Raw genomic sequence first — 26,702 nt, 5'->3', positions numbered from 1 at the left:
GGGCCGGCCGTCGTTTTTTCGTCGCGCGGTACGCCCGCGTCGCGCGCGCGTGACCCGCGTGCGCGCCCTCGTACAAGGAATCCAACAATGACCAAGAAATCCGCACTCGCGCTGTCGCTCGCCCTCGCCGCCGCCGTTCCCGTCGCGCTGGCGCTCGCGTCGCCCGCCGCGCACGCCCAGGCGGCGAACCCGCACTTTCCGGAGCCGGCCGGCGTGCTGTCGCTTTCGTCGCAGGCCAGTGCCGACGTGCCGCAGGACATCATCCACATCACGCTGTTCTACGAGCAGCAGGCCAAGGATCCGGGCAGCCTCACCGCGCAGCTGAACCAGCGCGCGGACGCTGCCCTGTCGCAGGCGAAGGGCGTGTCGGGCGTCACCGCGCACACGGGCGCGTTCTCCGTGTATCCGAGCACCGATCGCGACGGGAAGATCTCCGCATGGCGCGGCCGCACCGAGGTCGCGCTCGAATCGCGCGATTTCGCCGCGGCGTCGAAGCTGGCGGGCCAGTTGTCGAACCTGATGCAGGTCGCGAACGTCGAGTTCTCGCTGTCGCCGGAAGCGCAGCGCACGGCCGAGCAGAAGCTCACGACCGAAGCGATCAAGTCGTTCCGCGCCCGCGCGGACGAAGCCGCGAAGGCGTTCGGCTACAGCAGCTACACGATTCGCGACGTGAACGTCGGCAGCGGCCGCAACGTGCAGCCGTACACGCGCATGATGGCGATGGCCGCGGCGCCGATGGACAGCGCGAAGATGAGCGCGCCGATCGCGGTCGAAGGCGGCAAGGCCACCGTGTCGGTCACCGTCAACGGTTCGGTGCAGATGAAGTAACGCGCATCGCGCAGTTGTCGGAAACGAAAAACGCCGGCCCGAGGGCCGGCGTTTTTCATGCATGTCCGGGTAGCCGATGCACGCGCCGATCACGCGTACATCGTTACCGCGTCATGCAGCCACGTCACGCAGCCGCATTCGCGTTCGCCGCGCGGCGGCGATACGCCCAGGCCATCAGCGCGATACCCGCGAGAATCATCGGCAGCGACAGCCACTGCCCCATCGACAGGCCGAGCGCGAGCAGCCCGAGGAAGTCGTCCGGCTCGCGCGCGAACTCGACCGTGAAACGTGCGAGGCCATAACCGATCAGGAACAGCGCGGATATCGCGCCCATCGGCCGCGGCTTGCGCGCGAACAAGAACAGCACGAAGAACAGCGCGATCCCTTCGAGCGCGATTTCATAGAGCTGCGAAGGATGGCGCGGCAGCATCTGGTATTGCATGAACACGTCGGCGAGATGCCACTTCTCGACGAGTTCCGGATGTTTCGGCAACCATGCCGCGTCGTCGCGCATCGCACCCGGGAACAGCATCGCCCAAGGCGCCGTCGGATCGGTCACGCGGCCCCACAGTTCGCCGTTGATGAAATTGCCGAGGCGCCCGGCTGCCAGCCCCGTCGGCACCATCGGCGCGACGAAATCGGTGACCTGGAGCCAGTGCCGCTTGCGCTGCCACGCGAACAGCATCATCGCGAGCGTCACGCCGAGGAAGCCGCCGTGAAACGACATGCCGCCTTCCCACACCTTGAACACGTCGAGCGGATGAGAGAAGTAGAAACCGGCCTTGTAGAACAGCACATAGCCGAGCCGGCCGCCGAGCACGGTGCCGAGCACGCCGTAGAACATCATGTCGTCGATGTCCTTCGCGGTCCAGCCCTGCGCCGCGACATGCGGCAGCTTCAGGCGGACCCGGCCGACGACGATCGCCGCGATGAAGCCGACGAGATACATGAGGCCGTACCAGCGCACGGCCAGCGGCCCGAGATGGATCGCAACGGGGTCGAAATTCGGGTGAATGATCATGGGTTAGCGAAGAAGTTTTCGAATACGGTACGGCCGTCGCACGCGCAGCACCGCGCGTTGGACGGCGCCCGCACGCCATCGTTCACGTCACGCGGCAAGCCCCTGCGCGCACACGACGTCGATGAACCCGGCAAGCACGGGGCTCACGTCGTCGGTACGCCACACGAGGCCCGTCTCGACGAGCGGCGCGTGGCCGGCGAGCGGCCGGTAGACCACGCCGGTGCGCCGCAGGTTACGCAGCGATTGCGGCACCAGTGCGACGCCCATGCCGGCCGACACGAGGCTGACGATGGTCTGCATCTGGATTGCCTCCTGACCGATGCGCGGGGTTTCCCCCGCCGCGCCGTAGCAGCCCGTAATGATGTCATAAAAGCCGGGCGCCAAACGACGCGGAAAGATCACGAGCGGCAACGCGGCGACGTCGGCAAGCTGCACCGGCTCGTCCTCGGGCGCGTCGGATGCCGTACTCGGCATCGCGACCACCAGCGGCTCGCGCACGACGGGCAAGTACGACAACCCGGCCGCGTGACGCGGCGGCACGGGCGGGATGACGAGCCCGGCGTCGATGCGCCCGGCGACGAGTTCGTCGATCTGCACGTCGCTCGTCGCTTCCGCGAGCTGCAGCCGCACCTGCGGATAGCGCGCGCCGAACGCACGCAGCAACGACGGCAACAGCCCGTAATCAGCGGTCGACACGAACGCGAGCGACAGCGAACCGGCCTCGCCGCGCGCGAGCCGCCGCGCCAGCGGCGGCAGCGCATCGGCCGACGCCAGCAGCCGGCGCACGTCGGGCAGCAGCGCAGCGCCGACCGCCGTCAGCGCCACCGAGCGCTTGGTGCGCACGAACAGCGCCACCCCCAGCGCGTCCTCCAGCGCGCGAATCGCCTGCGACAGCGGTGGCTGCGTCATCGACAGGCGCTCGGCCGCGCGGCCGAAATGGCGCTCGTCGGCGACGGTCGCGAAATAGCGCCACTGGCGCAGGTCGGGGATCGGATCGGCCATGTTCGACTCATTCGCAAAACGACTTAATAGTCGACAAATAATATATTGGACATCCCAATCGGGAAACTCCATGCTTGTTCGATCCGAACCGGCGCGCCCTCGCGAGCGACGCCCACACAACGATGGAGTCCCCCATGTCGTACAACCGTCGCTCGAAGCACATCACGCAAGGCGTGGCCCGTTCGCCGAACCGCTCGATGTATTACGCCCTCGGCTACCAGAAGGACGATTTCGACAAGCCGATGATCGGCATCGCGAACGGCCATTCGACGATCACGCCGTGCAATTCCGGTTTGCAGCGCCTGTCGGACGCGGCCGTCGACGCCGTCAAGGCCGCCGGCGCGAACCCGCAGATCTTCGGCACGCCGACGATTTCGGACGGCATGTCGATGGGCACCGAAGGGATGAAGTACTCGCTCGTGTCGCGCGAAGTGATCGCCGACTGCATCGAGACCTGCGTGCAGGGCCAGTGGATGGACGGCGTCGTGGTGGTCGGCGGCTGCGACAAGAACATGCCCGGCGGCATGATCGCGCTCGCGCGCCTGAACGTGCCGGGCATCTACGTCTACGGCGGCACGATCCGCCCGGGCAACTGGAAGGGCCGCGACCTGACGATCGTGTCGTCGTTCGAAGCCGTCGGCGAATTCACCGCGGGCCGGATGTCGCAGGAGGATTTCGAAGGCGTCGAGAAAAACGCGTGCCCGACGTCCGGTTCGTGCGGCGGCATGTACACCGCGAACACGATGAGTTCGTCGTTCGAGGCGCTCGGCATGTCGCTGCTGTATTCGTCGACGATGGCGAACCCCGATCAGGAGAAGGTCGATTCGGCCGCCGAATCGGCGCGTGTGCTGGTCGAGGCCGTGAAGCGCGACCTGAAACCGCGCGACATCATCACGAAGGCGTCGATCGAGAACGCAGTATCGGTGATCATGGCCACCGGCGGCTCGACCAATGCGGTGCTGCACTATCTCGCGATCGCGCACGCGGCCGAAGTGGACTGGACGATCGACGACTTCGAGCGCATCCGCAAGCGCGTACCGGTGATCTGCGACCTGAAGCCGTCGGGGGCAGTACGTCGCGACCGACCTGCACCGGGCCGGCGGGATTCCGCAGGTGCTGAAGATCCTGCTCGACGCGGGGCTGCTGCACGGCGACTGTCTGACGATCACGGGCCGCACGCTCGCCGACGAGTTGAAGGACGTGCCGAGCGTGCCGCGCGCGGACCAGGACGTGATCTTCCCGATCGACCGCGCACTGTACCAGGAAGGCCATCTCGCGATCCTGAAGGGTAATCTCGCGCAGGACGGCGCGGTCGCGAAGATCACCGGCCTGAAGAACCCGGTGATCACGGGCCCGGCACGCGTGTTCGACGACGAGCAGAGCGCGATGGATGCGATCCTCGGCGACCGGATCCGCGCGGGCGACATCCTCGTGCTGCGCTACCTCGGCCCGCAGGGCGGCCCCGGCATGCCGGAAATGCTCGCACCGACGTCCGCGATCATCGGCAAGGGGCTCGGCGAATCGGTCGGTTTCATCACGGACGGCCGCTTCTCGGGCGGCACCTGGGGCATGGTGGTCGGCCACGTCGCGCCGGAGGCGTTCGTCGGCGGCACGATCGCGCTGGTGCAGGAAGGCGACTCGATCACGATCGACGCGCACCGGCTACTGCTGCAACTGAACGTCGACGACGCGGAACTCGCGCGCCGCCGCGCTGCGTGGCGACAGCCGGCGCCCCGCTATACGCGTGGCGTGCTCGCCAAATTCGCGGCGCTCGCCCGGCCGGCGAACCAGGGGGCGGTCACGGGTTGATGCAAAGGCGCCGGCGCATGCGACCCCGATAAAAGGGGCCCGCCCGGGGAACGCGCAAAACGTGCTTTCCCTTTGCTTCTATAATGCGCGGACCATGAAGCCGGCCGTCCCCGCCGGCGGAGAACCGCATGAAACAGACGATATTGCGCGTGCTGCTCGCCATGCTGCTGACCGGCAGCGCGGCGGCGGCGCGTGCCGACCAGGCCGACGGGCTCGCGCTGGCGCAGCGCAAGAACTGCATGGCCTGCCATGCGATCGACAAGCCGCTGATGGGTCCGTCGTTCCGCGACATCGCCGGCAAGTACGCGGCGCGCGGCGACGGCGTCGATTACCTGGCGCAATCGATCGTGAAAGGCAGCGTCGGCGTATGGGGCAGCGTGCCGATGCCCGCCAATACGCAATTGACGAGCACCGAGGCCCACACGCTCGCCCAGTGGGTGCTGTCGGTACGCTGAAAGCGAATACGCCGCTCGGCGTACCCACGTCGTACGCAGGGCGTCGCCGAGGAAGGCCAAGTACTGCCGACCTGCGCGTCGCCGGCGGCTTCGCAGGCGCCTACCAAACCTGCATTCTCTTTTTTTCGCCGTCGCGAGCGATTGCTCGTTCAGCCGGAATGACCGGCGCGACGACGGGCGATCTCTTCATCGACCGCTTCGCGCACCCAGTCCATCACCTCGGTTTCCAGCGCGAATGCGACTTCGCGCGTGACCTGGCCGACCAGCCAGGCCGAATGCTCGTGCAGCGCATCGCGACAACGCGCTTCGATGGCCTCGCGCCCCGCCCCGGTCAGATAGTTCGTCAGGCGATTGCGAAGCCGTTCGGCGACGTGCTGCCCATCTTCCGGCATCAGTGCGACTGCGGCCTGCGCATCGCGCTGCGGCGCCGCGCTCGGCAGGGCCACCTCCGGCATCGCCGGGTTGGGCGCCTGCGCGGCCGCGTTGCGCGCCATCGCCGCGAACGTGTGTTGCGGCAGGTCGTCATCGATCAGCGACGAGCGCAGCGGCGCCGTCATCGCCGCCGCATCCTCCGCGACCACGTGCTCGGCGGCGCCGGGCTCGGCCGGCGCATCGGTCTCGCCCACGGCGGCGGCCGTCGCCGCGTCGCCCGGCAGCTCGACCGCCGGCACATGCGGCGTCGGCACGGGTTCGACCACGACGAAATCGGGGTCGGCTTCGGTTTTATTCGATCCGGCCGGCGCAGCCACGCCTGCGGCGGCCGGCACGATCACGTCGGTGAGCACCGGAATCGCCGCGTCGTCGTGCGGGCGGGGCGCGGCGGACGCGGGCGAGCGCGCCGGCGCCGGCTTGCCCGGCACCAGCACGTCGGTCAGTGTCGGAATCGAGGATGAATCGGCTTCGGTCACGGGAACACTCCGTCGACGGTTGCGGCTAGCCGCCCTGCTTGTAGTTGTTCAGCGCATAGCCGCGGTCGCGGTAGAACCGGTAGCGGTCGCGGCCTGCGGCCAGCTCCTCCGGCGCGTTGCCGACCACTTCGAGCAGGCGCTCGAAGCGGGCGAACTGCGCGGGCACGGTCGCGCCGAGGTTCAGCAGCACGTGATGATGCGGCGCGCGGTCGAGATCGGCGGCCAGCACGATCGGCGTGCCGGCCGCGTGCTCGCTGTCGACACCGCAATGCGGGATGAAATCGAGCGGCGAGAACGTCCAGAGGCGCTCGTCGAGCGCACGCAGGCGCGCGGGCTCCGCGAGCACGACGACCGGCTGCCCGGCCTGATAGGCCTTGCGCAGCAGCCGGCACGCGTACGCGAGCGAATCGCCGACGTTCGAGTGGAAATCGATCCGCGTCATTGCCCGCGCACCCGCAGCGTCGTCGGCCCCGCCATCACTGGCCGGCGCGGTCGATCAGGAACTGCGCGAGCAACGGCACCGGACGGCCCGTCGCGCCCTTCGCCGCACCGCCCTTCCATGCGGTGCCCGCGATGTCGAGGTGAGCCCACGGATAGCTCTCGGTGAAGCGCGACAGGAAGCACGCGGCCGTCACGGCGCCGGCCGGACGCCCGCCGATGTTCGCGAGATCCGCGAAATTCGACTTCAGCTGTTCCTGGTACTCGTCATCGAGCGGCATGCGCCATGCCGGGTCGTTCGCCTCGCGCGACGCGTCGAGCAGCTCGCCCGCGAGCGCGTCGTTCGTCGAGAACAGCCCGCTGTTGTGGCCGCCCAGCGCGATCACGCACGCGCCCGTCAACGTCGCGACGTCGATCACCGCGGCCGGCTTGAAGCGCTCGGCATACGTGAGCGCGTCGCACAGGATCAGGCGGCCTTCGGCGTCGGTGTTCAGCACCTCGATCGTCAGCCCCTTCATGCTGGTGACGATGTCGCCCGGCTTCGTCGCGTTGCCGCCCGGCATGTTCTCGCAGGTCGGCACGATCGCGACGACGTTGATCTTCAGGCCCATCTCGGCGACCGCGCGGATCGTGCCGAGCACCGAGCCCGCGCCGCACATGTCGTACTTCATCTCGTCCATGCCTTCGCCCGGCTTCAGCGAGATGCCGCCCGTATCGAACGTGATGCCCTTGCCGACCAGCACGACCGGCGCGGCCTTCGCGGCGGCGCCCTGATAGTGCAGCACGATGAACTGCGGCGGCTCGACCGACGCGCGCGCGACCGACAGGAACGACCCCATCTTCAGCGCCTGGATCTGCTTGAGCCCGAGGACCTCGGCCTTCAGGCCCCAATCCTTCGCGATCTTCTTCGCGGTGTTGCCGAGATAGGTCGGCGTGCAGACGTTGCCCGGCAGGTTGCCGAGGTCGCGGGTCAGATCCATCCCGTTCGCGAGCGCGACGGCCTGCTTGACCGCGACCTTCGCGGCCTTTTCGTCCGCCGGATCGACGCTGAACACGACGCGCTTGAGCGTGTGCGACGCCGGTTCCGGCTTGCTCTTCATCTGCGTGAAGCGGTAGGTCTCGTTGCGCAGCGCGAGGATCGCGGCGCGCACGCCCCAGTCGGAGCTGCGCTCGTCGACCGGCAGTTGCGCGAGCGAGAACGTGACCTGGACGACCTTGGTCGCCAGCAGCGCGCGCCAGGCGGCGGTCACCGCGTCGTTATAGGCTTTCTGATTGAAAGCATCCTGCTTGCCGAGCCCGACGAGCAGCACGCGCGACGCGCCGATGCCCGACACTTCGTGCAGGAACAGCGTCTTGCCGCGCTTGCCGTCCATGTCGCCGGCCTTCACCACGCGCGAGATCAGCCCCTTGGTGGCCGTGTCGATGTCGAGCGCCGCGCCCGACAGGGTCTGCGCCTCGAAGATGCCGAGCACGATGCAGTCGGACTTCCCGGTCAGGAACCCCTTGGCCTCGCCTTTGCTCCAATCACAGCCTTTTATGCTAAAGTCCATCGCGCTTGTCCTCGGATAAAATCTGGGCTAAGGATGAAAGCCGCAATTATCCGCTATTTTTCCCGTGGCGGCGCGAGCGCTCCACCACGCGTGCGCAGCCTCCCGCCCTCTTCTCATCAAGAATGATCTTCGAACGCTCCCTCCAGCGCGAGCTTGCGTATACGGCTGGCGCCGTGTTCATGGTGCTGCTCACGATCATGCTCACGACGATGATGATTCGCATCGTCGGCTACGCCGCGTCCGGCGAAATCGATCCGCGGGACGTGCTCGTGCTGATCGGCCTGACCGTGATCGGCTACCTCGCCGTGATGCTCGTCGTCACACTGTTCGTGTCGATCCTGTTCGTGCTGACCCGGTGGTACCGGGACTCCGAAATGGTGGTGTGGCTCGCATCGGGCGTGAGCCTCACGCGCCTCATCAAGCCGATCGGCGTGTTCGCCACGCCGATCGTCCTGCTGATCGCCTTCTTCGCGTTCGTCGGCTGGCCGTGGTCGAACCAGCAGAGCAAGATGATCAAGGCGCGCTTCCAGCAGCGCGACGAAATCTCGCTGCTCGCGCCCGGCCAGTTCCGCGAATCGGCCGCGAACCATCGCGTGTTCTTCATCGAGAAGATGTCGCCCGACCAGAGCAAGGTCCAGAACGTATTCGTCACGTCGACGGAAAACGGCAAGCTCAACGTGGTCGTGTCGCAGACGGGCCACACGGAAACCTCGAAGGACGGCGATCGTTTCGTCGTCCTCGAAGACGGCCGCCGCTACGACGGCACGCCCGGCCAGCCGAACTTCAAGATCATGGAGTTCGAGCGCTACGGCGTGAAGATCACCAGCAAGCCGGTCGTCAACGTTCAGACCACCAACAGCACGCCCACGCCCGACCTGCTGCGCAACCCGACGCGCGACAATCTCGCGGAATTCGCGTGGCGCGCGGGGCTGCCGCTGATCGCGCTGAACCTGATGGTGCTCGGCATCCCGCTCGCGTACCAGAACCCGCGCCGCAGCCGCACGATCAACCTCGTGATGGCCGTGCTGATCTACCTCACGTATTCGAACCTGCTGAACGTCGTGCAGGCGCAGATCGAGCAGGGCAAGATGTCGTTCGGCGTCGGTCTCGTCGGGCTGCACGTGCTCGTCGCGGCGATCGTCGCGTTCATTTTCTGGTTGCGCGTGCGCAATCGTCCGTTGTTGTCACGCGCGCTGTTCGGCCGCTCGGGAGCATGATCGATGCGGCTCTATGAAAAATACTTCGCGCGGCAGATCTACATCACGTTCATCTTCATCCTGTTCGCGTTCTCCGGTCTGTTCTTCTTCTTCGACCTGATCAGCGAGCTGAACTCGGTCGGGCACGGCAATTACAAGTTCGGCTACGCGGTGCTGCGCGTCGCGCTGCAGACGCCGTCGCGCTTCTACGAGATCATCCCGGTCGCAGCGCTGATCAGCGCGATCTACGTATTCGCGCAGATGGCCGCGAACTCGGAATTCACGATCTTCCGCGTGTCGGGCCTCGCGACCAACCAGGCGCTGCGTTCGCTGCTGAAGATCGGCGTGCCGCTCGTGATCGTCACCTACCTGATCGGCGAATTCGTCGGCCCGTACGCCGACCAGTTGTCCGAACGCGTGCGGCTGCAGGCGCTCGGTGCATCGGTGTCGTCGAACTTCCAGTCGGGCGTGTGGGTGAAGGACACGCTCGCGGCCCGCGAGAACGGCGAGCAGGTCACGCGCTTCGTCAACGTCGGCAGCCTGTCGCCCGACTCGACGATCAGCAACGTGCGCATCTACGAGTTCGACTCGAAATTCCAGCTGCAAAACGTGCGGATCGCGCAAACCGGCCGCTACGAGCCGCCCGGCCACTGGCTGCTGAAGGGCGTCACCGAAACGGAGCTGACGCCGATCAAGCCGGTCAGCGGCCAGCCGGCCGATGCGCTGAACCCCGTGTACCGGTCGCAGCAGGTGTCGCTGCCCGAATACCGGCTGCGGTCCGACCTGACGCCGCAGATCCTGTCGGTGCTGCTCGTGTCGCCGGAGCGCATGTCGCTCATCAACCTGTTCCGCTACATCCAGCACTTGCGCGAGAACCAGCAGGACACGCAGCGCTACGACATCGCGCTGTGGCGCAAGCTGCTGTATCCGTTCGCGGTATTCGTGATGCTCGTGCTGTCGCTGCCGTTCGCCTACCTGCACACGCGGGCGGGCGTGGTCGGCGTGAAGGTGTTCGGCGGCATCATGCTCGGCATGAGCTTCCAGCTGCTCAACACGCTGTTCTCGCACATCGGCACGCTGAACACGTGGCCCGCGCCGCTCACCGCCGCGACGCCGGGTCTCATCTATCTCGCGCTCGGCCTGTTCGCGCTCAAGTGGGTCGACCGGCACTGAGCGCCGCGTCGCGACGGAGGCTTCGACATGCATTCGCACGGTATCGTCCTGTTCGGCCACGGCGCCCGCGACCCGCGCTGGGCCGAGCCGTTCGAGCGGCTCGCCGCGCGGCTGCGCGGCGCCGGCTCCCCTGCCGCGCAGGTGTCGCTCGCGTTCCTCGAACTGATGACGCCGTCGCTCGCTGAGGCCGTGGCCGCGCAAGTCGCGGCCGGCTGCGCGCGCATCACCGTGGTGCCCGTGTTCTTCGGCCAGGGCGGCCATGTCCGCCGCGACCTGCCGCAGCTCGTCGACGCATGCCGCGCCGCGCATCCGGGCGTCGAGATCCGCTGCGCGACGGCCGTCGGCGAAGACGACGGCGTGCTCGACGCGGTCGCGCGCTATTGCGTCGACCAGTTCGGCGACGACGCGTAGGCCACGTCTTCGCCACGCCCAAAGAAAAAGCGCCGGCATCTGCCGGCGCTTTTTGCGTTTGGAATCGCGCGCGAGCCGAGCTCAGGCGGCATTGCGCACCGGGTCGCCCGCCTGCGCCTGCCGTGTGCGTTCGGCGAATGCATCGCCGATCATCAGCAGGCTCGGTTCCGCGGGATCGAGCCACGCCTGCGCATCGCCGGCCGCCATCCGGGCGAGCGTCAGCGTCAGCGTGCGTTCGCGCGCGGTGCTGCATGCCTCGACGATCGCCACCGGCGTCGCCGGCGCACGGCCGGCGTCGATCAATTCCTGCGCGATGCCGGGCGCGCTGTCGCGGCCCATGTAGTAGACGATCGAATCGGCGCGTGCGGCTTCGCGAATCTCGTCGCTGCCCGGTGCGCGGCTGTGCGTCGCGAACGCGACGCTGCGCGATACGCCGCGCAACGTGAGCGAACGCTTCAGCGTCGCCGCGCCGGCCAGCGCCGCGGTGATGCCCGGCACGACCTCGTAGTCGATGCCGGCCGCGTCGAGCGCGCGCATTTCCTCTTCGGCGCGACCGAACAGCATCGGATCGCCGCCCTTCAACCGCACGACGCACGCATGCTCGCGCGCGGCGTCGACGATCTGCTTGTTGATGAAATGCTGCGCGGTCGAGCGCTGCCCGCAGCGCTTGCCGACCGCGATCTTCCGCGCGTTCGGCGCATAGTCGAGCATCGCGGGCTCGACGAGCGCGTCGTGCAGCACGACGTCGGCCTGCTCGAGCAGCCGCATGCCGCGCACCGTGATGAGGTCCGCGGCGCCCGGCCCTGCTCCGATCAGATATACCTTGCCCATGTTTGTCGCTTCGCTAGGGTCCTGCCGCGGCGGCCGGTTCGCCGCCGCGCAGATTGACGATTACGCCGAGAACGCGCGGATCATCCCTGCGGCGACCGTGTGGTGCGTCGCCTCGTCGATCAGCACGAACGCGCCCGTACCGGGGTGCGCATCGTACGTGTCGCACACGATCGGCTTTTGCAGCGTCAGCGCCACGCGGCCGATGTCGTTCATCTTCAGGTCCTGGCGATCGGTCGCGTGCGACAGCGTATGCACGTCGAGCACCTGCTTGACGCCGCCGATCTTCGCGAACACCGTGCTGGTGGTCTGCTTCAGCAGGTACTTGCGCTGCGGCGACAGCGGCGTCTCGTCGAACCAGCACAGGTCCGCCTCGAGCTTCTTCGCCGGCTCGACCGGCTCGGCGGCCGTGACGAACATGTCGCCGCGCGACACGTCGACATCCTCTTCGAGACGGATCGTCACCGTCTGGCCCGCGAACGCGTGCGCGACCGATGCGGTGCCGCCCGGCACCGGCGCGACGATCTCGGCGACCGTCGCGGTGCGGTTCGACGGCAGCACGACGATCGCGTCGCCGACCTTCACTTCGCCCGACTCGATCCGGCCCATGTAGCCGCGGAAATCGTCGGCCGAGCTGCCGTCCTGGCGCGCGACCCACTGCACCGGGAAGCGCAGCGCGTCGTGCGCCTGCGTCTCGACCGGCAGCGACTCGAGCACGTCGAGCAGCGGCTCGCCCGCGTACCACGGCATGCGCTCGCTCGCGCCGACGATGTTGTCGCCCTTCAGCGCCGACACCGGCACGAAGCGCACGTCGGTCAGGCCGAGCTGCTTCGCGAGCGCGACGTACGCGTCGCGGATCTCGTTGAAGCGCGCCTCGCTGTAGTCGACGAGGTCCATCTTGTTGATCGCGACGATCACGTGCTGCAGCCCGAGCAGCTTGACGATCGCGCTGTGGCGCTTGGTCTGCGGCAGGAGTTGCACGACGCCGTTCTCGACCGTGATGCGCGTCGCGTCGATCAGGATGATCGACGCGTGCGCGGTCGACGCGCCCGTCACCATGTTGCGCGTGTACTGCTCGTGGCCCGGCGTGTCGGCGATGATGAACTTGCGCTTCGCGGTCGCGAAATAGCGGTACGCGACGTCGATCGTGATGCCCTGCTCGCGCTCGGCCTCCAGCCCGTCCGTCAGCAGCGCGAGATCGAGCTCGTCGCCGACCGTGCGCTTGTTCTTCGCGCGCGACAGCGCGGACAGCTGGTCGGACAGCACGGCCTTGCTGTCGTACAGCAGGCGGCCGATCAGCGTGCTCTTGCCGTCGTCGACGCTGCCCGCGGTGATGAAGCGCAACACGCCGAGGTCTTCGGTGTTCTCGATGATGCTCATGATGTGAATGTCCTCGTGTGCTTCAGAAATAACCTTGCTTCTTGCGCTGTTCCATCGCGGCTTCGGACGCCTGGTCGTCCATCCGGGTCGCACCGCGCTCGGTGATCTCGGTCACCGCCGTCTCGGCGATGATCTTCTCGACGTCGTCCGCGTCGCTTTCGACCGGGCACGTGCAGCTGATGTCGCCGACCGTGCGGAAGCGCACCTGCGCCAGCTCGCTCGTCTCGCCGTCACGCATCGGCGTGAGCGGCGTGACCGGCACGAGCAGCCCGTTGCGGCGCACGATCTCGCGCTGATGCGCGTAGTAGATCGACGGCAGTTCGAGGTTCTCGCGCGCGATGTACTGCCACACGTCGAGCTCGGTCCAGTTCGAGATCGGGAACACGCGCAGATGCTCGCCCTTGTGCAGGCGGGCGTTGTACACGCTCCACAGTTCCGGGCGCTGCGCCTTCGGGTCCCACTGGCCGAATTCGTCGCGGAACGAGAAGATGCGCTCCTTCGCACGCGCCTTCTCTTCGTCGCGGCGCGCGCCGCCGATCAGCGCCGTATAGCCGTGCTGTTCGATCGTCTCGAGCAGCGTGACGGCCTGCGCGGCGTTACGCGAATCGGTTTCGCGGCGCAGTACGACCGTGCCGCGCTTGATCGAGTCCTCGACGTGGCCGACCACCAGCTCGGCGCCGAGCTCCTGCGCACGGCGGTCGCGGAAGTCGATCACTTCCTCGTAGTTGTGGCCCGTGTCGATATGCACGAGCGGGAACGGCAGCGTCGTCTTGCGGTTCGCGCCGAGGCCGAACGCCTTCAGCGCCAGATGCAGCACGACGACCGAATCCTTGCCGCCCGAGAACAACAGCGCCGGCTTGCTGCATTCGGCGACGAGTTCGCGCAGGATGTGGATCGACTCGGCTTCGAGCCAGTCGAGATGGCCCATGCGGCTGTCGGCGCCGGTGGGCGGGGCAAAGGCGGATTGCTCGAGCGTCGTGCTCATGATTTCAGTCCTTCTCTTCCGGGTTCGTGCCGCCCGCTGTCGCAGGCGGCGCAATATTCAGTGTCTTGTCGGCTTTCAGTGCGCGGCGCCGGCATCGGCATCGGCATTCGCGGGAATCGGCGTGATCGTGGTGATGTGCAGCCCGCATTCCTTCGTGTCGCGCGACTCCCACCACCAGCGGCCCGCGCGGCTGTCCTCGCCGGGACGGATCGCGCGCGTGCACGGCTCGCAGCCGATGCTCGGATAGCCGCGCGCATGCAGCGGGTTGACCGGCACGTCGAACGCGTTAAGGTACGCCCACACGTCGGCTTCCGTCCAGTCGGCGAGCGGGTTGTACTTCGCGATCCCGCGCGCTTCGTCCCGTTCTTCCTCGTGCAGCTCCGCGCGCGTGACCGACTGCTCGCGGCGCTGGCCCGTGACCCACGCGCCGACGTCGGCCAGCGCGCGGTTCAGCGGCTCGACCTTGCGGATATGGCAGCACGACTTGCGCAGCTCGACGCTCTCGTAGAACGCGTTCAGGCCATGCTCGGCGACGTACTGGTCCACCGCGTCCTGCTGCGGGTGGAACTGCTCGATCTCGTAGCCGTAGCGCTCGCGCACGCGGTCGATCATGCCGAGCGTTTCGGCGTGCAGGCGGCCCGTGTTCAGCGAGAAGATGCCGATCGGCACGCCCTTCGACAGGATCGCGTGCGTGAGCAGCATGTCTTCCGCGGCGAGGCTGCTCGCGAATTTCACCTTGTCGTGACGGGCGCCGATCCGCGCGAGCAGCGCGTCGAGGCGCTCGACCTTCGCGGCGAGTTCCGGCGTCAGTTCGGTGGCGGTCGCGGTGCTCATGCGCTCACCTTGGTGTCGGCCGCAGCCTCGCGGCGGCGGAACAGCGGCGCCGGCTCGTCGAATGCGCCCTGGTAACGCTGCGTGAATTCCGTGAACGCATTCAGCGCGTCGTGGATGTCCTTGTCGGCGCGCACCGCGAACGCGTCGAAGCCGCAACGCGACATGTACAGCAGTTGGTCGCGCAGCACGTCGCCGATCGCGCGCAGCTCGCCCGTCCAGCCATGACGTTCGCGCAGCAGGCGCGCGATGCTGTAGCCGCGGCCGTCCGCGAAGCGCGGGAAATCGATGGCGACCAGCGAGATCGCGCCGAAGTCGGCCACGAGATCGGCCGGTTCGCTGTCCGGCGCGAGCCACACACCGAGTTCGTCCTTCGTCTTCGCGGCGACGAGCGCCGCACGCTCGGCCTGCCACAACGCGAACGGCACCAGCACCTTGCCGGCCGGCAACGCGTCGACCGCGGGCAGCGCGCCGTCTTCCGCCGCGCGCACGACCTGCCATGCGTCGTCGATCACTGCGCGGTTCTTGATAATCGAAGCCATCTGCAAATTCCTTCTACCCGGTTGGTTACGCGTTCACTGCCTGGCGCGCCGCATACACGCGCTCCTTGAACGGCGCGATGCCGATGCGGTCGTACGTGTCGATGAAGCGCTCGCCGTCGATGCGCGCTTCGACGAACGTGTCGATCAGCTTCGCGATCACGTCCGGCACTTCTTGCGCGGAGAACGACGGCCCGATCACGCGGCCGAGGCGCGCGCCGTTGCGGCCCGTGCCCTGCTCGCCGCCGAGCGACACCTGGTACCACTCGGCGCCATCCTTGTCGACGCCGAGGATGCCGATGTTGCCGACGTGGTGATGGCCGCACGAGTTCATGCAACCGGAAATGTTCAGCGACAGATCGCCGAGGTCGTACACGTAATCCAGATCGTCGAAACGCTGCTGGATCGCGAGTGCGATCGGGATCGACTTCGCGTTCGCGAGCGAGCAGAAGTCGCCGCCCGGGCACGCGATGATGTCGGTCAGCAGGCCGATGTTCGGCGTCGCGAAACCGGCCGCCTTCGCCTTTTCCCACAACGCGAACAGGTCGCGCTTCTTCACGTTCGCCAGAATCAGGTTCTGCTCGTGCGACACGCGCAGTTCGCCGAGCGAGTATGCGTCGGCCCAGTCGGCGACCAGATCCATCTGCGCGTCGGTGGCGTCGCCCGGGGCCACGCGGTGATCCTTCAGCGACAGCGTGACGGCCGCATAGCCCGGCACCTTGTGCGGTGCGACGTTACGCTCGACCCAGCGCGCGAATGCCTTGTTCTCGAGCAGGTGCTGTTCGAACGATGCGTCGGTGTCGGCGAGCTTCTCGTAGACCGGCGGCTGGAAGTACTGCGACACGCGGTCGATTTCGGCCTGCGTGAGCGTCGACGGGCCGTCCTTCAGGTGCTGCCATTCTTCCTCGACCTGCTGCGCGAACTTCGCCGGCGACAGCGCCTTCACGAGGATCTTGATCCGCGCCTTGTACAGGTTGTCGCGGCGGCCGTAGCGGTTGTACACGCGCAGCACGGCCTCGCAGTACGTGAGCAGATGCTGCCACGGCAGGTCTTCCTTGATCACCGCGCCGACGATCGGCGTACGGCCGAGGCCGCCGCCCGCGAGGATGCTCGCGACCACCTCGCCCTGCGCGTTCTTCTTCAGGTACACGCCGAGGTCGTGGATCTGCACGGCCGCGCGGTCGTGCTTCGAGCCCGACACCGCGATCTTGAACTTGCGCGGCAGCCACGCGAATTCCGGGTGAAACGTCGACCACTGGCGCAGGATCTCGGCCCACGGGCGCGGATCGATCTCTTCGTCCTGCGCGACGCCGGCGAACTGGTCGGCCGTGATGTTGCGGATGCAGTTGCCCGACGTCTGGATGCCATGCATCTGCACCGACGCGAGCTTCGCGAGGATCTCGGGCGTCTCTTCCAGTTCGATCCAGTTGAACTGGATGTTCGAGCGCGTCGAGAAGTGGCCGTAGCCGCGGTCGTGCTCGCGGGCGATGCGGGCCAGCATCCGGAGCTGGTCGCTGCGCAGGTTGCCGTACGGAATCGCGATGCGGTGCATGTACGCGTGGCGCTGCATGTACAGGCCGTTCTGCAGACGCAGCGGACGGAATTCGTCTTCGCTCAACTCGCCCGACAGCCGGCGGCGCACCTGGTCGCGATACTGCGCGACTCGCTCGTCGACGATCGTCTGGTCGTATTGGTCGTACTGATACATTCGGGGACCCCAGGGTTTTCGTGTTGACCGCGCGACGTCCTAGCCACGTCGCGCCCGAATCTCCGTTCCGTCGTCACCGCCGCCATCCGCTGCCGGCTGGATTGCTAATGACGAAAACAGATATCCATATTTGAAAAACTCGGGTGAATCGTAATAAACTCGCCTTATATTTCAAACGACTAAAAAATTCTGTTGATATGCGGAAGGGTTATAAATGAACCTGCACCAATTTCGCTTCGTGCGCGAGGCCGTCCGGCAGAATTTCAACCTCACCGAGGCCGCCAAGGCGCTCTACACGTCGCAACCGGGAGTATCGAAGGCAATCATCGAGCTCGAGGACGAGCTGGGTGTCGAGATCTTCACGCGGCATGGCAAACGCGTGCGCTCGCTCACCGAGCCGGGCCGGATCATCCTCGCATCGGTCGAGCGGATTCTTCAGGAAGTTGAAAGCTTAAAGAGGGTCGGGAAAGATTATGCGGCGCAGGATCAGGGCAACCTGACCATCGCGGCCACCCACACGCAGGCCCGCTACTCGCTGCCGGCCGCGATCGCCGAGTTCAAGAAGCGCTTCCCGAAGGTCCACCTGTCGATCCTGCAGGGTAGCCCGACGCAGGTGGCCGAGATGGTGATCCACGATCAGGCCGATCTCGCGATCGCGACCGAGGCGATCTCCGACTACAAGGAGCTCGTGTCGCTGCCCTGCTTCCAGTGGCATCACGCGGCCGTCGTGCCGGCCGACCATCCGCTGCTCGAACGCAAGCCGGTCACGCTGGACGATCTCGCGCAATATCCGCTGATTACGTACGACGACGCGTTCGCGGGCCGCAAGAAGATCAATCATGCGTTCGCGCTGCGCGGGCTGTCGCCGGACATCGTGCTCGAGGCGATCGACGCCGACGTGATCAAGACCTATGTCGAACTCGGCCTCGGCGTCGGCATCATGGCCGACATCGCGTTCAATCCCGAGCGCGATCGCGGCCTGCGGCTGATCCCGGTCGGCCATCTGTTCGGCAGCAACGTGACGCGCGTCGCGCTCAAGCAGGGCGCCTACCTGCGCAGCTATGTGTATACGCTGGTCGAACTGCTGTCGCCGACACTGAACCGCAAGCTGATCGAGCAGGCGCTCAAAGGCGAATCCGAATCGTACGAGCTTTGACGGACAGGTATGAACACAGGGGCGCGCATTGCGCCCCTTTTCGTTGCCCGACGGAAATGGAGATTCCCGCATGACGCTTCCCGCCCTGTTGCGCCGCGCCGCCGGCGCCGCCCTCCTGCTCGCCTGCGCGGTCGCGCATGCCGACCTGAAGGTCGGCGTCGACCTGTCGTCGACCGGCCCGGCCGCCGCGATCGGCATCACGAGCAAGAACGCGATCCTGATGTGGCCGAAGACGATCGCCGGGCAACCCGTGCAGGTCACGGTGCTCGACGACGCCTCCGACCCGGGCACCGCGGTGCGCAACATCCGCAAGCTGGTGGACGAGGATCACGTCGACGTCGTGGTCGGGCCGAACATCACGCCGGCCGCGCTCGCGGCGCTCGACGCGGTGGCGGCCGCACAGACGCCGATGATCACGCTGGTCGGCTCGGGTGCGATCGTCGAGCCGCAGGAAGGCGCGCGGACCTGGGCGTTCAAGATGGCGCAGAGCGACCGCGCGATGGCCGACGTAATGACGCGCTACATGGCCAACCACGGCGTGAAGACGGTCGGCTTCATCGGCTTCGCGGACAGCTACGGCGACAGCTGGCTCAACGAATTCACGCGCTTCGCGGACCTGCGCAAGATCCGCGTGGTCGCGACCGAGCGCTTCAATCGCACCGACGCGAGCGTCACGGGCCAGGCGCTGAAGCTGATCGCGGCGAAACCCGATGCGATCCTGATCGCGGGCTCCGGCACGCCGGCCGTGCTGCCGCAGCGCACGCTGATCGAGCGCGGCTACAAGGGTGCGGTCTACCAGACCCACGGGATCGCGACGCCGGAATTCATCAAGCTCGGCGGCAAGGACGTCGACGGCACGCTGTTCCCGACCCAGCCGGTGGTCGTCGCGCGCACGCTGCCGGCCGACCACCCGGCCCGCCGGGCCGCGCTCGCGTTCGTCGATGCGTACGACGCGAAATACGGCGCCGGCACCGTCACGCAGTTCGCGGGCGATGCGGCGGGCGTCTATCCGCGCCTCGCCGACGCGGTCGGCCGCGCGCTGAAGGCCGCGCAGCCCGGCACGCCCGCGTTCCGCGCGGCGCTGCGGCGCGAACTCGAACGCGCGCACGAGCTCGTCGTGCCGAACGGCGTCGTCAATACGAGCGACAAGGATCACGTGGGGCTCGACCAGCGCGCGAGCGTGATGGGGATCGTGAAACAGGGCCGCTTCGTCTATCTGAGCCAGTGACTTGTACGCCGGATGCCGGGTAGCTTGCCCGGCGCCCGGATTTCCGCCATAATCCGCGTTTCGCCGCGCACCACCGCATGCGCGGCCACGATCAAGCCCAGGTGGTGAAATTGGTAGACGCAGGGGACTCAAAATCCCCCGCCGCAAGGCGTGCCGGTTCGATTCCGGCCCTGGGCACCAGTATTTCGCAGCGTCCGCGCTGCAACCGTCGAAACCCGCGCAAGCTCGCCGCTTCGCGGGTTTTTTTGTTTTTGGCCGCATCGCCGCGACAGGCGTCCCGCCCGGCAGTCCAAGCATCAGGAAGATGCCGATCACGGAGGCCGCGTCCACGCGCAAGATTTCACGCCGAATCTGCCGCACCGTGCTCGCCACCGGGCTGGCGCTCATGCTCGGCGGTTTGCGACATACCGAGCGCGCCGCCCGTACCCGACTGGCCCGGGCCGCATGCGCCCTATCCGTTCCCGGACAACCTTCCCCATCGCACCGAATGACCTGACGGCAGCCCTTCGTCGTGCAGCCACCTCACTCAGGCCATCAGCTCGCGGACGAAGTCGAGAAACACCCTCACCTTCGCCGAAACGAGATTCGACGCGTGGTGATACGCGTAAAGCGGGAAAGTCTCGTCCGCCCACTCGGGCAACAACTGCACCAACCGCCCGTCGGCCAGGACGTCCCGCGCATAGAGTTCCAGCAGTTGCGCGATGCCGACGCCGCCCAGGCACGCGCCGAGCAGCCCGCCCGTATCGTTGACCGTCAGCCTGCCGGCGGCGTCGACCGGCACGACTTCCTTGCCGCGATGAAATTCCCATTCGTACGGCCGCCCCGTCACCGGATTGCGGATCAGCACGCACTGGTGACCGTCCGCGAGATCCCGCGGGTGCCGCGGTTCGCCATGACGCGCGACATAGGCCGCCGACGCGCAGGTCAGCACGCGCGTCTCGACCAGCAGGCGCGCCCGATATGACGACGGCTCCGGGATGCCGAAGCGCACGGCCACGTCGAAGCCGTCGGCGACGAGGTCGCCCATCCGGTCGCGCACGCTGATCTCGACCGACAGGTCCGGAAAGCGGTCGAGAAATTCCGTCATCCGCGGCGCCAGCACGTAGTGACCGAACGTGCCGTCCACGTTGACCCGCAATCGGCCCCTCACGCGTGCCTTCGACCGGCCGGCGTCGAGCGCCGCCTCCTCGATGCCGGCCAGCAGCGGCGCGACCGCCTCGTAAAAGCGTCGTCCTTCGTCGGTCAACGTGATCGCGCGCGCCGTCCGATTGAAGATCCGGATGCCGACGCGCTGTTCCAGCCGGGCGACGGCGCGGCTCACCGCCGGTTGAGTCAGTCCCATCGCCTCGCCCGCGCGCGCGAAGGTGCCGGCCTCGATCACCGCGGAGAGCACCCCGATACCGCTGAGCAGCCTGCTGTCGAATCCCATGAGACGTACTTTAAGTCATTCATCGACTGATCATTATTCATTATTTTTATTTGTCGAGGAAGCCTACAGTTGTCCTGTCGCCGGATCGAACGGCATTCATCCATTCACCAGGAGCAGGACATGAGCACATCGGAACAGGTAGCCCTCGTCACGGGTTCGTCGCGCGGCATCGGCGCGGAAATCGCGCGCCAGCTCGCCCGGGACGGTTTCAGGGTCGTCGTCAACTATGCCGGCAGCGCCGGCCCGGCCCGCGACGTGGTCGATGCGATCGTCGCCGACGGCGGCCGTGCCGTCGCGGTGCAGGCGAACGTCGCCGACCCGGCGGCCGTGGCTGCGCTGTTCGACGCCGCCCGCGATGCATTCGGCGGCATCGACGTGGTGGTCAATTCAGCGGGCGTGATGAAGCTGACGGCGATCGCCGACTGCGACGACGCGCTGTTCGACGAAACGATCGCCATCAACGTGAAAGGCACGTTCAACGTATGCCGCGAAGCGGCAAACCGGGTGCGCGACGGGGGACGCATCATCAACCTGTCGACCAGCGTGATCGGCATGCGCATGCCGACTTACGGCGTGTACGTCGCGAGCAAGGCGGCGGTCGAAAGCCTCACGCAGGTGCTCGCGCAGGAAATGCGCGGGCGCGGCGTCCGCGTGAACGCCGTCGCGCCGGGGCCGGTCGCGACCGAGTTGTTCCTGCAGGGCAAGAGCGCCGAACTCGTCGAGCGGCTCGCGAAGCTGAACCCGCTCGAGCGGCTCGGCCAGCCCGACGACATCGCGCGCGTCGTCGCGTTCCTCGCCGGCCCGGACGGCGCGTGGATCAACGGCCAGATCCTGCGCGCCAACGGCGGCATGTGCTGACGGACCGCCCGCCGCCCCCTCGTCTTTCCGCCAGGAGATCGCTCATGAAGGAAGTCATCCTCGTCACCGGCGCGTCCAGCGGCTTCGGCCTGCTGACGGCCCAGGCGCTCGCCCGCGCCGGTCACACGGTCTACGCATCGATGCGCGAGAGCGCCGGGCGCAACGCGTCGCGCGTCGCCGCCGTCGCCGCCTATGCGCAAGAACACGGCGTCGACCTGCGCAGCCTCGAGCTCGACGTCGGCGACGATGCCTCGGTCGACGCCGCAATCGATCGCGTGATCGCCGACCACGGCCGTCTGGACGTCGTCGTCCACAACGCCGGCCACATGGTGTTCGGGCCAGCCGAAGCGTTCACGCCCGAACAGCTCGCGCAGCTCTACGACGTCAACGTCGTGTCGACCCAGCGCGTGAACCGCGCGGCGCTGCCGCACCTGCGCCGCCAGGGCCGCGGCCTGCTTGTCTGGGTGTCGTCCTCGTCGGCGCGCGGCGGTACTCCGCCGTTCCTCGCGCCCTACTTCGCCGCGAAAGCCGCGATGGACTCGCTCGCGGTGTCCTACGCAGCCGAACTCGCGCGCTGGGGCATCGAAACGTCGATCGTCGTGCCGGGCGCGTTCACCCGGGGTACGAATCACTTCCTCCACGCGGGCAAGCCGGCCGATACCGTCGTGCAGGCCGCCTACGACGGCGGGCCGTACGCGGGCGTCGCCGATCAGGCATTGAAGGGCCTCGCCGCACTCGAGCCGGCGGACGCCGATGCGGGCGCCGTCGCCACGGCGATTGCCACGCTCGTCGCGGCGCCGGCCGGCAAGCGCCCCTACCGCGTGTTCGTCGACCCGTCGCAGGACGGCGCGGAGGAAGTGTTCCGCGTCGGCGATCGCATCCGCCGCGAGATGTTCAGAAACATCGGCCTCGCCGACCTGCTCGCGCCGCGCGTGCACGACTGATCCTTCCCGCGCCAGGTCGGGCCGGCCGGCGCGCGTCACCCCCGCTCGCAGAACCCGAGAATCGCGTCCGCGACCGCCGCCGCGGATTCGCGCTGCGGGAAGTGCCCGACGCCGTCGAGCACCTGCCGCTCGTACCGTCCGGCGAAGAACCGCTCGCGCCCGGCCGAGCTGTCCGGATGATTGCAGGCGTCCGCGCCGCCGTGCAGCACGAGCGTCGGCACCGCCAGCACGGGCGCCGGGTTCAGCCGCGCGTCGTCGTCCGCATAGGCTGGCGTGCCCGGCGCGAAGCCCCAGCGCTGCCTGTACGAATGCAGCACGACGTCGATCCAGTCGGGTCCGTCGAACGCAGCGGCCGCCGCGTCGAAATCGCCGTCGCGATACCAGCCCGGCGGCGACCACGTATCCCACATCAGGCGCGCGAACGCACGGCGGTCGTCGCGCAGCGCCTGCTCGCCGCGCGGCGTCGCCATGAACCAGTGATACCAGTAGTTGCGCGCCTGCTGCAGCGACAGCGGCTGAGCGGGATCGTTGGTGCCGTACCCGACCGACAGCATCACGAGATGCGATGCGGCCCCTCCGCGCAGCCCGCAGGCGTTCGCGGCTGCTCGGGCGCCCCAGTCGTGCCCGACCAGCACGGGCTGCTCGATACCGAGCGCGTCGACGAATTCGAGCAGGTCGCGCCCGAGCGCCGCGAGCTGGCCGCTGCGCGGCACGGACGCGTCGCGAAAGCGCGTGGGCGCAAAACCGCGCAATGCGGGCGCGAGCACGCGGTAGCCGCGCGGGACGAGTGCCGCCGCCACCGCCTCCCAGCCGACCGGACTGTCCGGCCAGCCGTGCAGCAGCACGGCGACGCGTTCGCCGCGCGGGTTCCATTCGAGATAGGCAATGTCGAGCGACGCGGTCGTCGCATGCGCATAGGTCGTCATCGGGTCCTCCATCAGGTCAAGGTCGGCATGAACGTACGATGGTAGGCCGGCTTTTCATCACGATTCGCGGAGTATCATGATTTACTCTTCAAATATTGCGTTGAATCGATCCATGGAACCGCCGACCGACCCCGCATCGACCGCGCTCGACATCGCGCTGCTGCGCACCTTTCTCGAAGTGGTCGACAGCCGCGGATTCGCCCCGGCCGCCGAGCGCCTCGCGCTGACGCCGTCCGCCGTCAGCGGCCACATCAAGCGGCTGGAACAGGCGGCCGGCACCGTGCTGCTCGCGCGCACGACACGCCGTATCGCGCTGACGCCAGCCGGGGACACGCTGTATGCGTACGCGCGCAACATCGTCGACATGGAGCGCGAAGTGCGCGCGCGGCTGCGCGGCGCGCCGGCGCACGGGCCGCTGCGGGTCGGCGCGTCGGAGGATTTCGCGGGCACGTGGCTGCCGCAGGTGCTGCGCACGTTCCGCGACAGCCATCCGCGCACCTCGATCGAACTGAAGGTCGGCATCACCGCGTCGCTGTTGCAACAGCAATCGCTGGGCCGGCTCGACGTCGTGTTCGGCAAGCAGTGCCGACAGGTCGACACGCCCGGCGAACTGCTGTGGGAGGAGCCGCTCGTGTGGGCATTCGCGGCCGATACGGCGCTCGACGCCGAAGAAGGCGTGCCGCTCGCGCTGTTTCCGGAGCCGTGCGTGTATCGGCAAGCCGCGGTTTCCGCGCTCGCCGCGGCGCTGCGGCCGTTTCGCGTGCTGTTCGAAAGCGGGAGCATGGCCGGCTGCATGTCGGCCGCGCTCGCCGGTTTCGCGGTCACGGCGCTCGCGCGCAGCCAGTTGCGCGACGGCCTGCGCGAATGCGGGCCGCACGACGGCCTGCCGGCGCTGCCGGCCGCACGCTTTTACGCATTCGCGTCGAAACCCGCGGGCGTCGGCGCCGCACTGGTCGACGCGGTACGGGCCACCGGGCGCACCCGACAGTTCGCCGCTTGAGCATGCGCGGCGCAGTCGCCGCACGGCCGCAGCGCGCCGGTGCCGATCGGCCGCATCCCGAGCCGGCGAACGGCGGGACGGCCCGCGGATACCGGCACGATGCCGCCTTCAGTCGCCGCTGCCGCTCGCGCCTGCGTCGTTCAACGCATCGGCCATCAACTCGCCGAACCACTCGATGAACGCGTTGAGCCGCCTCGAGCGATGCCGGCGGTGCGGATACACGGCCGCCACGTCCATCGGCTCGGCGCGGTGGCCGGGCATCACGTCGACGAGTGCGCCGCTTGCCAGCAGATGCTCGACGTCGAAGCGCGGAATCTGGATCAGCCCCATTCCCGCGATGCAGCTGGCGATATAGGTTTCGGCGTTGTTGACGATCACGCGGCTCGGCAGCGTCAGCTCGTGCCGCTGTCCGTCCGCGCAGTATTCCCAGCCGAGCTCGCGCCCCGTCGTCGGCGACGCATAGCCGATCGCCCAGTGCCCGTGCGCGAGCGCATCCGGATGCTCGGGCACGCCGCATTCGCGCAGGTAGTCGGGGCTCGCGCAGTTGATCAGCGCGAACTGCCCGAGCGGGCGCACGACGAGGCTGCTGTCCGCGAGCCGCCCGACGCGGATCGCGCAATCGACACCCTCCTGCACGAGGTCGATCGTGCGATCCGTCGAACCGAGCGACAGTTGCAGCTTCGGGTGGCGGCGAAACAGCGACGGCAGCGCGGGCGCCACGACGCGGCGCGCGATCCGGCTCGGCACGTCGACGTTCAGCCGCCCGACCACGTCGCGGTCGCGACGCCGAAACAGGCGGTCGAGTTCGTCGGCTTCCGCGAGCAGGCGCCGGCCGCGTTCGAGCAGCAGCGCGCCGTCGGCGGTCAGCTGCACCTGGCGCGTCGTGCGGTGCAACAGGCGCGTGCCGAGCGCCGTCTCGAGCTGCTGGACGGCCGCCGACACGGTCGCGCGCGGAACGTCGAGCGCATGCGCGGCCTTGATGAAGCTGCCCATCTCGGCAACCTGCAGGAAGATCCTGACCTGATCCAGCTTGTCCATCGGCGGGAAACCCGGGTTCGAACGGTCGCCGCCGGCGGCTGCCGCGCATCGCGGCCGGCTTCGGCGACACAGGGAAAAACGGGCGCGCGGCCTCGTGCCGCGCGCCCGTCCATTGTCCATGCAAACGCGCCATTGCGGGGCGCCGGTGCCGCTACGGCCGCCGGCACGGCCCGTGAGCGGCCCCGGTTACTTGGTCGTATAGCCGCCGTTGATCAGGATCGTCTGGCCCGTGATCCACCAGCCATCGGTCACGAGATGGCGGATGAACGGCACGACGTCCTCGATGTCGGTCAGCCCCGTCTTGCTGAACGGCGACAGCGCGGCGGCCGTCTTGTGGTACGCGACCGCATCGGCGCCTTCGGCCGGATAGAAGAACGGCGTGTCCATCGGGCCCGGCCCGACGGCCGTCACCGAGATGCCGCGCGCGCCGTATTCCTTCGACGCCGCGCGCGTGAAGTGCTCGACCGGCGCCTTCGACCCTTCGTACGCCGCGTAGAACGGCGTGAACGCGCCGAGCAGCGACGTCACGAGCGTGACGAGCTTGCCGTGATCCTCGAGGTGCCGCCCGGCTTCCTTGATGAAGAAGAACGCCGACTTGCTGTTGACCGCGAACATCTCGTCGTACTCGGCCTCGCTGATCTCGGTGAACGGCTTCTTCAACACCTTGCCGACCGTGTTGATCGCGATGTCGATCTTGCCGAAGCGCTGCTTTGCGTCGTCGAACAGCTTCTCGACCGCGGCAGCCGTCGTCAGGTCCGCCTGGAACGTCGCGGCTTGCGCGCCGGCCGCGCGCACCGCGGCGGCCGTCTCCTCGGCCTGCGCCTGCGATGCCGCGCTGTTGTAGTGAATCGCCACCGCCTTCGCGCCGTGGCCTGCCAGATCCCGGGCGATCAGGCCGCCGAGATTCTTTGCGCCGCCTGCGATCAGGACGACCTTGTCTGCGAGCGTATGAGTTGCCACGGTTGACTCCTTTTTTCGTTGGACGAAGCTAGGAGTGTAGGCATGCACGAGCCGCCGGTCAGCCGGCCGCGGCTGGATGGATTATCCAGAAATACTATCCA

Annotated in this window: 25 protein-coding genes, 1 tRNA gene and 1 pseudogene; 12 read left to right on the top strand and 15 right to left on the bottom strand. The window is 67.7% G+C overall.

The genetic code is table 11. From position 1 onward, the window contains the following. Window positions 1-87: 87 nt before the first annotated feature. On the top strand, window positions 88-828 hold the full coding sequence (locus WT24_RS26325) for an SIMPL domain-containing protein (protein WP_059504791.1): 741 nt from the start codon (window positions 88-90) through the stop codon (window positions 826-828). Between the two features lie 124 nt (window positions 829-952). Here WT24_RS26325 and lgt read toward each other — a convergent pair whose 3' ends face one another. Together lgt and WT24_RS26315 are read right to left on the bottom strand one after the other, a co-directional pair. Then, on the bottom strand, window positions 953-1,849 hold the full coding sequence (gene lgt / locus WT24_RS26320; protein ID WP_059504789.1) for a prolipoprotein diacylglyceryl transferase: 897 nt from the start codon (window positions 1,847-1,849) through the stop codon (window positions 953-955). Window positions 1,850-1,936: 87 nt separating this feature from the next. Next, window positions 1,937-2,851, bottom strand: a complete 915-nt coding sequence (locus WT24_RS26315; RefSeq protein WP_060036277.1) for a LysR substrate-binding domain-containing protein — start codon at window positions 2,849-2,851, stop codon at window positions 1,937-1,939. Between the two features lie 134 nt (window positions 2,852-2,985). Here WT24_RS26315 and ilvD point away from each other — a divergent pair. Both ilvD and WT24_RS26305 read left to right on the top strand, forming a co-directional pair. Continuing rightward, a pseudogene (gene ilvD / locus WT24_RS26310) lies at window positions 2,986-4,660 on the top strand (dihydroxy-acid dehydratase). A 128-nt stretch (window positions 4,661-4,788) separates the two neighbouring features. Next, window positions 4,789-5,115: a c-type cytochrome gene (locus WT24_RS26305; RefSeq protein WP_060036276.1), complete on the top strand. Its 327-nt coding sequence runs from the start codon at window positions 4,789-4,791 to the stop codon at window positions 5,113-5,115. Between the two features lie 149 nt (window positions 5,116-5,264). On the opposite strand, the gene WT24_RS26300 is transcribed toward WT24_RS26305, so the two are convergent. Genes WT24_RS26300 through WT24_RS26290 form a run of 3 tightly spaced genes read right to left on the bottom strand, consistent with a single transcriptional unit; the run spans window position 5,265 to window position 8,011 of the window. After that, window positions 5,265-6,023, bottom strand: a complete 759-nt coding sequence (locus tag WT24_RS26300) for a DUF2486 family protein (protein WP_060036275.1) — start codon at window positions 6,021-6,023, stop codon at window positions 5,265-5,267. 25 nt (window positions 6,024-6,048) lie between these two features. Next, window positions 6,049-6,465: a DNA polymerase III subunit chi gene (locus WT24_RS26295; RefSeq protein WP_006478083.1), complete on the bottom strand. Its 417-nt coding sequence runs from the start codon at window positions 6,463-6,465 to the stop codon at window positions 6,049-6,051. 34 nt (window positions 6,466-6,499) lie between these two features. Further along, the gene (locus tag WT24_RS26290; protein ID WP_059504781.1) at window positions 6,500-8,011 is read right to left on the bottom strand and encodes a leucyl aminopeptidase; all 1,512 of its coding nucleotides are present in this window, start codon (window positions 8,009-8,011) and stop codon (window positions 6,500-6,502) included. 122 nt (window positions 8,012-8,133) lie between these two features. On the opposite strand from WT24_RS26290, the gene lptF reads away from it, so the two are divergent. From lptF to WT24_RS26275, 3 genes are read left to right on the top strand one after another with little or no spacing between them, the layout of a single operon-like run. Beyond that, on the top strand, window positions 8,134-9,228 hold the full coding sequence (gene lptF / locus WT24_RS26285) for an LPS export ABC transporter permease LptF (protein WP_059504780.1): 1,095 nt from the start codon (window positions 8,134-8,136) through the stop codon (window positions 9,226-9,228). Between the two features lie 3 nt (window positions 9,229-9,231). Continuing rightward, a complete protein-coding gene (lptG, locus tag WT24_RS26280; RefSeq protein WP_059504778.1) occupies window positions 9,232-10,380 on the top strand; it encodes an LPS export ABC transporter permease LptG in 1,149 nt (382 codons plus the stop codon). Window positions 10,381-10,407: 27 nt separating this feature from the next. Continuing rightward, window positions 10,408-10,791 (top strand): sirohydrochlorin chelatase, encoded by a 384-nt coding sequence (locus WT24_RS26275; RefSeq protein WP_060036274.1) that lies wholly within the window; start codon window positions 10,408-10,410, stop codon window positions 10,789-10,791. Between the two features lie 81 nt (window positions 10,792-10,872). Here the strand turns inward: WT24_RS26275 and cobA are convergent, their stop codons facing one another. From cobA to WT24_RS26245, 6 genes are all read right to left on the bottom strand, one after another. Beyond that, the gene (gene cobA, locus WT24_RS26270; protein WP_059504776.1) at window positions 10,873-11,622 is read right to left on the bottom strand and encodes a uroporphyrinogen-III C-methyltransferase; all 750 of its coding nucleotides are present in this window, start codon (window positions 11,620-11,622) and stop codon (window positions 10,873-10,875) included. Window positions 11,623-11,682: 60 nt separating this feature from the next. After that, a complete protein-coding gene (locus WT24_RS26265; protein ID WP_059504774.1) occupies window positions 11,683-12,999 on the bottom strand; it encodes a sulfate adenylyltransferase subunit 1 in 1,317 nt (438 codons plus the stop codon). A gap of 22 nt (window positions 13,000-13,021) precedes the next feature. Next, window positions 13,022-13,984: a sulfate adenylyltransferase subunit CysD gene (gene cysD, locus WT24_RS26260; RefSeq protein ID WP_060036273.1), complete on the bottom strand. Its 963-nt coding sequence runs from the start codon at window positions 13,982-13,984 to the stop codon at window positions 13,022-13,024. 75 nt (window positions 13,985-14,059) lie between these two features. Continuing rightward, complete coding sequence (locus WT24_RS26255; protein ID WP_060036272.1) at window positions 14,060-14,818, bottom strand: phosphoadenylyl-sulfate reductase; 759 nt, start codon at window positions 14,816-14,818, stop codon at window positions 14,060-14,062. Further along, window positions 14,815-15,357 (bottom strand): DUF934 domain-containing protein, encoded by a 543-nt coding sequence (locus WT24_RS26250; protein ID WP_060036271.1) that lies wholly within the window; start codon window positions 15,355-15,357, stop codon window positions 14,815-14,817. Before WT24_RS26250 ends, WT24_RS26255 begins: the two co-directional genes overlap by 4 nt. A 25-nt stretch (window positions 15,358-15,382) precedes the next feature. Further along, window positions 15,383-17,062, bottom strand: coding sequence for a nitrite/sulfite reductase (locus WT24_RS26245; protein WP_059504769.1), 1,680 nt, complete (start codon window positions 17,060-17,062; stop codon window positions 15,383-15,385). Between the two features lie 214 nt (window positions 17,063-17,276). On the opposite strand from WT24_RS26245, the gene WT24_RS26240 reads away from it, so the two are divergent. From WT24_RS26240 to WT24_RS26230, 3 genes are all read left to right on the top strand, one after another. After that, window positions 17,277-18,218: a CysB family HTH-type transcriptional regulator gene (locus tag WT24_RS26240; RefSeq protein ID WP_027785173.1), complete on the top strand. Its 942-nt coding sequence runs from the start codon at window positions 17,277-17,279 to the stop codon at window positions 18,216-18,218. A gap of 70 nt (window positions 18,219-18,288) precedes the next feature. Continuing rightward, window positions 18,289-19,446 carry an ABC transporter substrate-binding protein gene (locus WT24_RS26235; RefSeq protein ID WP_060036270.1) on the top strand — a complete coding sequence of 386 codons (1,158 nt, stop codon included), beginning with the start codon at window positions 18,289-18,291 and terminating at the stop codon, window positions 19,444-19,446. A gap of 95 nt (window positions 19,447-19,541) precedes the next feature. Further along, window positions 19,542-19,626 (top strand) — tRNA-Leu (locus WT24_RS26230). 346 nt (window positions 19,627-19,972) lie between these two features. On the opposite strand, the gene WT24_RS26225 is transcribed toward WT24_RS26230, so the two are convergent. Continuing rightward, window positions 19,973-20,875, bottom strand: a complete 903-nt coding sequence (locus tag WT24_RS26225) for a LysR family transcriptional regulator (protein WP_059795784.1) — start codon at window positions 20,873-20,875, stop codon at window positions 19,973-19,975. 120 nt (window positions 20,876-20,995) lie between these two features. On the opposite strand from WT24_RS26225, the gene WT24_RS26220 reads away from it, so the two are divergent. Then, entirely contained in the window at window positions 20,996-21,733 is a 738-nt protein-coding gene (locus WT24_RS26220) for an SDR family oxidoreductase (protein WP_060036269.1), read from the top strand. A gap of 44 nt (window positions 21,734-21,777) precedes the next feature. Continuing rightward, complete coding sequence (locus WT24_RS26215; RefSeq protein WP_060036268.1) at window positions 21,778-22,677, top strand: SDR family oxidoreductase; 900 nt, start codon at window positions 21,778-21,780, stop codon at window positions 22,675-22,677. Window positions 22,678-22,712: 35 nt separating this feature from the next. Here the strand turns inward: WT24_RS26215 and WT24_RS26210 are convergent, their stop codons facing one another. Beyond that, a complete protein-coding gene (locus WT24_RS26210) occupies window positions 22,713-23,603 on the bottom strand; it encodes an alpha/beta fold hydrolase (protein ID WP_060036307.1) in 891 nt (296 codons plus the stop codon). 112 nt (window positions 23,604-23,715) lie between these two features. Here WT24_RS26210 and WT24_RS26205 point away from each other — a divergent pair, with 112 nt between their 5' ends. After that, window positions 23,716-24,603, top strand: coding sequence for a LysR family transcriptional regulator (locus WT24_RS26205; protein WP_060036267.1), 888 nt, complete (start codon window positions 23,716-23,718; stop codon window positions 24,601-24,603). 108 nt (window positions 24,604-24,711) lie between these two features. Here WT24_RS26205 and WT24_RS26200 read toward each other — a convergent pair whose 3' ends face one another. After that, window positions 24,712-25,641: a LysR family transcriptional regulator gene (locus WT24_RS26200; protein ID WP_059504756.1), complete on the bottom strand. Its 930-nt coding sequence runs from the start codon at window positions 25,639-25,641 to the stop codon at window positions 24,712-24,714. A 186-nt stretch (window positions 25,642-25,827) separates the two neighbouring features. Further along, a complete protein-coding gene (locus WT24_RS26195; RefSeq protein WP_027785181.1) occupies window positions 25,828-26,601 on the bottom strand; it encodes an SDR family oxidoreductase in 774 nt (257 codons plus the stop codon). Window positions 26,602-26,702 lie beyond the last annotated feature (101 nt).

Source organism: Burkholderia sp. MSMB1078WGS, from assembly GCF_001528895.1.
In the GTDB taxonomy this organism is placed as follows: Bacteria; Pseudomonadota; Gammaproteobacteria; order Burkholderiales; family Burkholderiaceae; genus Burkholderia.
The sequence above is the reverse complement of the archived record's forward strand: the minus strand, read 5'-3'. Positions and strand labels throughout refer to the sequence as shown.